We start from the raw sequence: 4,280 nt of genomic DNA on the forward strand, positions 1-4,280 counted from the left end.
GCCCGGCTCCGATCGCATTGCGTTGTTGTCAGGTAGGAGCGACCGTCGAGACTGAACTCACATGCTGCCAAAGCGTATGTTGGCAGAGACCCGCGAGATGATCACCGCATGGAGTGTCAAACGGCATTGAACCGGAACCCCTGATCGGCGTGCAAAAGGGGTCTGACGCATATTCGATGACGGTCAGGCGGCGCCGAGGAGCCGAGCTTCGAGGAGATCAATCTTGGCTCGTCCATACATCTGTCGTTTCACGAGCTTGAGCTTATTCACCTGACCTTCTGTTTGGCCGTTGGACCACGGCTCGGTGATTGCGCCCCGGACGGCGGATGCGTCCTTCTGAATGCCGCGAGCGTTCGAACCAAGGGTGCCCTCTCGCACAAGTCCGCCCGGCTGATGGTCTTCAAGCTCGTCATCGCGGCCGCCAGAACCTGGCGAAGGCTGAAGGGCGAAAACCGCTTGCCGATGGTCATCGCAGAACTGGCATTGTCGGCCCTTCGCCGAGCCGTCACCGTGCGGCGTCCTGCCGCCGGCCTCATTCACCATACGGACCGCGGCAGCCAACTTCCATTCAATCGGTCGTCGCAACACCTGAACGAAGGAGGTTGCGATGGGTATTCAAAGACAGAGATCACATCGGTCAGGACGACCTCCTTTGCCTTCGCTGGGACGGCCACCGTTGGCGGGTTGAACTGAGCTTCATAGGTTTTGGTCCGGTATTGCAGTGGGAATGTCGAGTGAGGATGCTGCTTTGGCGGCGAGCATGTCCGCTCCTGTCGGCGCCCGTTGGTTCCGGAAGGCGGGCGGCATGCCACCAGCGATATTCAAATCTTCGGCGAAGCCGCTTTCCGGGCGCTATCTCTCGTTTGCCGAGCGCGAGGAGATCGCACTTCTTCGCGTCCAAGGCCTGTCTAGGCACGAGATCGGGCGTCGACATGGTCGAGCCGCTTCGACGATCTCGCGAGAGCTACGGCGCAACGCCGCGACGCGCAGCGGCGGCCTGGAGTATCGAGCGACAACGGCCCAATGGCACGCTGAGCGATCAAGCCGGCGTCCGAAAGTCGCGAAGCTTGCGGTCAACCCAGCTTTGCGCACCTATGTCGAGGAAAGGCTCGCCGGAATGGTCGCGGCACCGGATTGGGGTTGCCGTTCCCGGCCCAGCGGTCCCCTGGAAGAACCGCCGGCACGGCCAGCGCAAGGATCGACGATGGGCTAAGGCATGGAGTCCGGAGCAGATTGCCCACCGTCTCACTGTCGACTTTCCAGATGACGAGAAGATGCGGATCAGTCACGAAGCCATCTATCAGGCGCTCTTCATCCAAGGTCGAGGGGCGCTACGCCGTGAACTGACGGCATGCCTTCGCACCGGGCGGGCGTTGCGAACGCCACGGGCTCGAGTGGGTCAGCGAGGCAAGGGATTCGTCTCGCCCGAGATCATGATCAGCGCGCGCCCGGCCGAAGCGGCCGATCGGGCGATACCGGGACATTGGGAAGGCGATCTCATTCTTGGGCTGGACAGCTCGGCGATCGGCACGCTCGTCGAACGCACGACGCGCTTCATAATGCTGCTGCATCTACCGCGCCTAGAAGGTTACGGCGACGGGCCGCGAGCCAAGAATGGCCCGGCTCTTGCGGGACATGGCGCCGAGGCTGTCCGTGATGCCATTACACGCACCATCGTAGCGTTGCCTCAGGAACTGCGCCGTTACTTGACGTGGGACCAGGGCGCCGGAATGGCCCAGCACGCCGCCCTCAAGATCAATACGGGCATCGAGGTCTACTTCTGCGACCCTCAAAGCCCCTGGCAGCGCGGCACCAACGAGAATACGAATGGTCTGCTGCGCCAGTACTTCCCAAAGGGCACCGACTTGAGCGCGCATACCGCCGAGACGATCGCCGCCGTGGCCGCCACCCTCAACGCCAGACCGCGAAAAACTCTTGCTTGGAAAACCCCGGCCGAAGCCCTTGATCATTGGCTGATGAAGCGAGAAACGGTCTGTGTTGCGACGACCGTTTGAATCCGCCCAATACTGCGCCATCGAGTACCAGGCGGAGCTGAGGAAGCACGGCATCCTGATCTCGATGTCGGGGAAGGGAAACTGTTTCGACAACGCGATGGTAGAGACCTTCTTCAAGACGTCGAAGGCCGAACTCGTCTGGCGCGTGGCCTTCCAAAGCCGGGCAGAGGCGACCCACGCGATCGCTCGCTACATCGACGGCTTCTACAACCCCGTCCGACGCCATTCGGCNCGAAGGCCGAACTCGTCTGGCGCGTGGCCTTCCAAAGCCGGGCAGAGGCGACCCACGCGATCGCTCGCTACATCGACGGCTTCTACAACCCCGTCCGACGCCATTCGGCGCTCGACTTCATCAGCCCGCTTCAGTTCGAGAGGCTGGCCGCATAAACTGAAAACGCTCTCCACTTTGTCGGAGCAAGTCCAGTCTGTTTTTCATTCAGTGTCATGGGGTCTCATCCCGTTGAATTGAAGGTTCTTGAGGTCACTGCCCAAGAAGTTCGCGCAGCTTGGCCAGGCCGAAATGATAGGCTTGGGAGGCGTTGATCGTCGGCGGCATGATCAGCGCGTCGGGATCAACGACGACGTCGACCACTGCGGGCCCGGCCTCTGCGAGCGCCTCCTTGAGCGTTGTCTCCAGCGCGCCCGGGTCGGTCACCCGAAACCCAGCCGCGCCATAGGCCCTGGCCAGTGCCAGGAAATCGGGGTTGAGAATGTCAGTGCCCCAATCGGGCAGGCCCTTGGCCTCTTGCTCCAGCGTGATGAAGCCCAGCTTGGCATTGTTCAACACCACGATGACGATGGGCAGCTTGTAGCGGACGGCAGTCACCAGATCGCCCGACAGCATCGCAAAAGCCCCGTCGCCGACAAGGGCGATGGCGCGATGATCGGGATAGGCCAGTTGCGCCCCGATCGCACCGGGCAGGCCGATGGCCATGGTGGCAAGACCCCCCGACAGGGTAAACCGCTGTCCGGGCCGTACATGCAGATGCCGGGCCGCCCATGCCGTCGAGGTGCCTGTATCGGCGATGAAGATGGCGTTGTCCGGAGCGACCTTGGACAGCGCCGAGACTAGCCGCGGCGGGTTGATCGGCGTGGCATCCGACGCCTCGTCCTTGTCGCGGCTTTTGCGCCAGTCGGCCATGTGGGATTGGATTTCGGTCAGGAACGTCCCCGACCTCTGACCCTTGATCCCTTTGGCTAGTGTCGCCAGCGTCGGCCCGGCGTGACCCACCAGCCCGATATCGACCGGGTGGCGACGGCCGATGCGCGTCGGTTCGATGTCGATCTGGATCACCTTGGCCGACTTCGGATAGAAATCGCGGTAGGGGAAATCCGTGCCGACGAGGATCAACAGATCGCACTCATCCATCGCCTTGACAGCCGGCTTGCCACCCAGAAGGCCAAGACCCCCGGCGCATAGCCGATGGTCGTCGTCGATGATCTCCTTGGCTTTCAGGCTGCGTATGATGGGGGCCTGCACGGCCTCGGCAAAGGCTAGCAATTCGTCGCGCGCGCCGAGGCAGCCTATACCAGCGAGGACGGCGACACGCTCGGATTTCCCGATCAGCTCCAGCGCCGCGCCACAATCTGCCGCGACGGGCGAAATCCGCCCGGCCAACGCCGCCTTGATTGGCTGGTCGGAACTGAGTGAATGCTTGCGCCCCGACACATCCGTCGGGATCGACACATGTGCGACACCACGATAGGCGATCGCCGCCCGGCACGCCTCAAGAAACACATCTGGCACCTGCGCCTCGGTGGTGACGGTCTGACTGTAGACTGCGACATCGGCGAACAGCCGGTCCAGCCGCACTTCCTGATGCGCCTCGGTACCCAGTACTCCGGTCGCCACCTGCCCGGTAATGGCGATCACCGGCGCGTGGTCCATGCGCGCATCATAAAGCCCGTTCAGAAGGTGAATGCCGCCCGGACCGGATGTGCCCATGCAGGCCGCAAGCCGCCCCGTCAGCTTGGCCTGCACCGAGGCCGCAAGCGCCCCGGTTTCCTCGTGGCGAACCCCGATGAAGCGGATCCGGTCCTGCCGGCGCAACGCGTCCGTTACATCGTTGATCGCATCGCCGGGAATCCCGAACAGATGCTCCACCCCATGGGCGGCAAGTACTTCCAGCAAGACATCTGATACGGTCATGAAACCTCTAAGAGTCGGTCCGGAAAGTTATTCATATTGAACAGAGCCTTCGCAGCATGAGGCGGATAGACGCCAGTTTGAGGAATGCGAGCGCGTTGCGCGACAGGTTCTCGAAA

At 62.4% G+C, this 4,280-nt stretch carries 1 protein-coding gene and 4 pseudogenes; 3 read left to right on the forward strand and 2 right to left on the reverse strand.

Going from position 1 to position 4,280, the window contains the following annotated elements:
• Positions 1–183 precede the first annotated feature (183 nt).
• Positions 184–363: pseudogene (locus VSX60_RS21940) on the reverse strand (ISL3 family transposase); the annotation flags it as partial.
• A 364-nt stretch (positions 364–727) separates the two neighbouring features.
• On the opposite strand from VSX60_RS21940, the pseudogene VSX60_RS21945 reads away from it, so the two are divergent.
• The 3 pseudogenes from VSX60_RS21945 to VSX60_RS21955 all read left to right on the forward strand — a co-directional run.
• Positions 728–2,015 (forward strand): annotated as a pseudogene (locus VSX60_RS21945) (IS30 family transposase).
• A 4-nt stretch (positions 2,016–2,019) separates the two neighbouring features.
• Positions 2,020–2,244: pseudogene (locus VSX60_RS21950) on the forward strand (integrase core domain-containing protein); the annotation flags it as partial.
• Between the two features lie 5 nt (positions 2,245–2,249).
• Positions 2,250–2,402: pseudogene (locus VSX60_RS21955) on the forward strand (IS3 family transposase); the annotation flags it as partial.
• A 94-nt stretch (positions 2,403–2,496) separates the two neighbouring features.
• Here the strand turns inward: VSX60_RS21955 and VSX60_RS21960 are convergent.
• Positions 2,497–4,164: a thiamine pyrophosphate-dependent enzyme gene (locus VSX60_RS21960; RefSeq protein ID WP_327626368.1), complete on the reverse strand. Its 1,668-nt coding sequence runs from the start codon at positions 4,162–4,164 to the stop codon at positions 2,497–2,499.
• Positions 4,165–4,280: the final 116 nt, after the last annotated feature.

It is taken from the genome of Aurantimonas sp. A3-2-R12 (assembly GCF_036016755.1).
Classification (GTDB): Bacteria; Pseudomonadota; Alphaproteobacteria; order Rhizobiales; family Rhizobiaceae; genus Aurantimonas; species Aurantimonas coralicida_A.

Bases quoted from the DNA above. Each gene is read 5' to 3' on its own strand.
- VSX60_RS21960 (WP_327626368.1), bottom strand. From the start codon at position 4,164: ATGACCGTATCAGATGTCTTGCTGGAAGTACTTGCCGCCCATGGGGTG.